Genomic DNA, 4604 nt, shown 5'->3' on the forward strand with positions numbered 1-4604 from the left:
ATTATGGGAGTATGAATATGCTGATCTTAAAATGAAATCTTAATTTATGAAAGGGGGTATTATTTTGAAAAATTATTTTATCATAATTTTTTTCGTTATTATCTCATCAACTGTGCTTGCTGGCACAACATTTACCGGGCCCAATACTATTTTTCAGCCTGCTATAAATATGCCTTACGATGTATATGCAGCAGACCTGGATGGTGATGGAGATATCGACATCATCTCTGCCTCCTACGGGAAATATTACATTGCATGGTTTGAAAATCTCGGCAGCGGCAATTTCTCAGGGCCAAAGCCAGTAGCGGATGACGGATCTACGGCTGTCTCAGTTTTTGCAGCAGACCTTGACTGTGACGGTGATATAGATATACTTTCAGCATCATCAGATGATAACAGAATTGCATGGTATGAAAATGATGGTACAGGAAATTTCTCCGATCCAAAAATAATAACCACAGAGACTGCAGAAGCAAAAGATGTATTTGCTGCAGATTTGGATGGCGATGGAGATATGGATGTGCTCTCTGCTTCATATACGGACAATAAAATTGCGTGGTATGAAAATGACGGTAAAGGCAATTTTTCACAGCAGAAAATAATCAGTACTGAAGTTAATAGAGCTAAATCCGTCTATGCAGCAGACCTTGACGGAGACGGGGATTTGGATGTACTGTCTGCTTCAGCTTGTAATATTTCATGGTACGATAATGACGGAAACGGTAATTTCTCAGAACAAAAAATTATCTCAACAAATTTAAAATGGGCAACATCAGTTTATGCTGCAGACTTAGATAAGGATGGGTTTATAGACGTACTATCAGCTTCGATAGGAGATGACAAAATAGCATGGTATAAAAACAATGGAAACGGAAGTTTTTCTGAAACAAACCTGATATACAGTAATGCCCACGATCCTTTATCAGTTTATGCAGCAGATCTTGATTGTGACGGAAATTTGGATGTACTCTCTTCATCACGTTACGAAATAGCATGGTATAAAAATGATGGTAAAGGGGTTTTTTCTGGTCAGAGAATTATCAGGGAAAGCTCTTCTTCTTTTGTTAGCTCAACAGTTTTTGCTACTGATCTCGATTATGATGGAGATCCAGATATATTATCAACAGGTTGCAGCAATGACAATATTGCCTGGTATGAAAATAAGGGTAATGGTGTGTTTTCAGAAAACAGAGATCTTTTTACGACATCATATATGAAATCAATATATACTACAGATATTGACAATGATGGTGATCCGGATGTATTATCTGCTTCATGCAAAGATAATAAAATAGCATGGTATGAAAATGACGGCACAGGGGATTTTTCCCAGCAGAAAATTATAACCACACAAGCTGATTGCGCATGGGATGTATATACAGCAGATCTCGATGGCGATGGAGATATGGATGTTCTTTCTGCTTTATATAGTGGCGACAAAATAGCTTGGTATGAAAATGACGGAACGGGAAATTTTTCAGAACAAAAAATCATAACAACAATAGCTGACGAGGCTGTTTCTGTATATGCAGCGGATATTGATGGGGATTGGGACATGGATGTACTTTCTGCTTCATGTTTTGACAGTAAGATAGCCTGGTATGAAAACGACGGCACAGGAAATTTTTCTGAGCAGAAAATTATTTCAACAAGTGCAAGATTTGCAAAATCAATATTTGCGGTAGATTTGGATGGAGACAGAGATATAGATGTTATATCCGCATCAAGCGGCGAAGTAGATTTTAAAGTAAAATGGTATAAGAATGATGGTAATGGAAATTTTTCAGAACCTAAAACAATCAGTACAGAAAGCGAAAGGATTTTCTCTGTATACGCAGCAGACTTAGATAACGACGGAGATATGGATGTTTTATCTACAGGAGAAGGATTGTTATCTTGGTACGAAAACGATGGTTCAGGTAATTTTTCCAACAGATACATTTTGTCATGGTTCGAAAGATATGGAGTTGATGTTATAGCCGTAGATCTGGATGAAGATGGAGATATGGATATTATATCTGCTTCATACTGGGATTACAAGATATCCTGGTATGAGAATTACGGAACAGGTAATTTTTCTGAAGAAAAAATTATTACAGGTAGTGGTAGTGTCGGAGATGTTATTTTTTGGGCAGGGCTTGAGTCAATTTGTTCAGCAGACCTTGATTGTGACGGAGATAATGATATTCTGTATACTGAATCTTTAGGAGATAATATAGAATGGTACAAGAATATGTATGTTGAGACAGGAATCCCCAAAACAATAAATAAGTCCATACCATTGTCTTTTAATTTGAGCGTTTTTCCAAATCCATTCAACCAATCAGCTACAATATACTACACTGTTCCAAAATCAGAACCAGATATTTATCTTGCTATATACGACATATCAGGCAGGTGCGTCAAAAAATTTAATCTTAACAAACAAACAAAAGGTACACACAGTGTAAAATGGGACGGTACAGACAGAGCCGGTACTCCTCTGCCCAGCGGCATTTACGTTTGTTGTTTAAAAAAAACCAATGGATATTTGATTAAATCAGTAAAGGTATCTATTGTGCGGTAAAATTCTTAAAAATTATATATTTTTCTTCAGGAGGAAAAGTTATGTGTTTTAAAAAAATCTACAGTTTAGCTATAGTGTTAATTTTATTCGATATTTATGTCTCACCATTAAATGCGGAATGGGTTTCGTTTAATTCGGGGAATAAGAAAAGGCCACAAATAAATGTTATCAAATCAAATAATACTGAAACAGTAGTTGAAATAATATTAAATGGTATAAATCTTGACAAAGTTGAAGCTAATGGGCAAATTTATTATTCCTTAAGATTTAGTAACAATAAAGCTACTTCAGAAATTGGTAAACCACGAATACCAATTATTTCTAAAATGGTCGGTATTCCTGACATGGGAAGTGTTAAAATAAACATTATAGAAAAGGATGAAGAGTATTTTGGAAATTACAAGGTATATCCCTATCAGGGTGTTATATATGAAGGCCAGAAAAAACCTTTTGTCATTGATAAAGATTTTTATCAGAAAGACATAAAATATCCAGGTGAATATACAAAAGTAAGTGATCCTATGATATGGCGGGATATAAGATATATACTGTTAAAATTATACCCTGTAAAATATAATCCAATAAAAGGGAATGTTACTGTCTGTAAGAGGATGGTTATTTCTTTAAAATACACAAAAAGTGGAGGTAAAAACACATATACAAAAAACAGAAAAAATATTGGGAAAGAATGGAGTAAAATATATCGCAAAACAATTATTAACTATAATTACCTTGATCTCATAAGAAATAATTCTGGAAATTTGTATAAATAATCCATTAATTCCGGTTACGAGTATATTATATTAACTGCTTCAGATTATTACGATAAGATAATACCGTTAGCACAATGGCGTTGCAGAAAAGGATTGAAAACAAAAATATTTAAAATTGAAGATGAAATAGGTAGCAACCCAACACAAGATCAGATAAAAATGTTTATTAAATTACAATATAACAACCCTGAAAACAATTTAAAATATGTACTATTGGTTGGTGATAATGACAAAATTCCTATGGCTAGCGGCCACTATAATAATAATCCTGAAAGACCGGATTGGGATGGTGATTATTGGTATTCAGACTTGTACAGCGATAATTATACGTTTCGTAATAGTTATGACCGTTCTTCACCTCCGGAATTATCAATTGGAAGAATTTCGGTGAATAATTCTGATGGAACTGCTGTAATTGTTAATAAAATACTGAAGTATGAACAGACTCCGCCAGCAGTACAAATAAATGGTATTCCATGGGAAAAGAGAGTATTAAATATTGCACATTTTGAAACACATTATTATGATGATAAAGGTATTGCACATGACTTACATCCAACCTATCAGGAGAATAAAGAAGATATTGCCAATGATTATAATGATAATTTAATTTTTATCCCAATATATGGTAGTGAGGATAAAACAAATGATGATATTAGCAATGGTATAAATACCGGTGTTGGTATAGTTAATTACAGAGGTCATGGTGGTAATGGTTCTTGGTCAGGGTGGAATAATGACCAAGAAGATTACGGTGAACGACATGTCATTCCAACACCATTATTATATAATGTATCCGATGATCTTTGTAATTTACACAAAACCCCAATAATTTTTTCAATTGCATGTTGGACAAATAATTTTTTGAATTATAATTTAGAAAATTGTCTTGGTGAATATTTTATAAAGAAAGAAAATGGTGGCGCAGTAGCATTTTTAGGTGCGGCTAATTACAGTCCCACCTTTAAAAACAGTATTTATGATGAATATCTTTTTGATGCTATTTTTTCACAGCAAAACCAATTGTATAAACTGGGGTTAATTTCAAACTATGCAGCAACACAAGTATTAAGTGATGCAGAAGATGAATCAATATATCTTGCTGATACTTATCTCTGGCTCGGTGATCCTGCAATGAAGGTGTGGACAGACGAGCCGCAGGAGATTACAGGTGTTACCATAAATTACAACGAAAGTTATATTTCTGTAGATGTCGGCTCCGGCTATTATGATATTTGCGTTTGCAGCGGGGACCTTGGTGAAAC

3 protein-coding genes are annotated in these 4604 nt (G+C 34.4%); all 3 read left to right on the forward strand.

The genetic code is table 11. From position 1 onward, the window contains the following. The first annotated feature begins 64 nt into the window (after positions 1–64). Positions 65–2566, forward strand: coding sequence for a VCBS repeat-containing protein (locus J7K93_02770; GenBank protein ID MCD6115913.1), 2502 nt, complete (start codon positions 65–67; stop codon positions 2564–2566). A gap of 41 nt (positions 2567–2607) precedes the next feature. Continuing rightward, positions 2608–3339 carry a hypothetical protein gene (locus J7K93_02775; GenBank protein MCD6115914.1) on the forward strand — a complete coding sequence of 244 codons (732 nt, stop codon included), beginning with the start codon at positions 2608–2610 and terminating at the stop codon, positions 3337–3339. 3 nt (positions 3340–3342) lie between these two features. Continuing rightward, a partial coding sequence (locus J7K93_02780; GenBank protein ID MCD6115915.1) for a hypothetical protein occupies positions 3343–4604 on the forward strand: 1262 nt, incomplete at its 3' end.

This window comes from bacterium, assembly GCA_021158245.1.
In the GTDB taxonomy this organism is placed as follows: domain Bacteria; phylum Zhuqueibacterota; class QNDG01; order QNDG01; family QNDG01; genus QNDG01.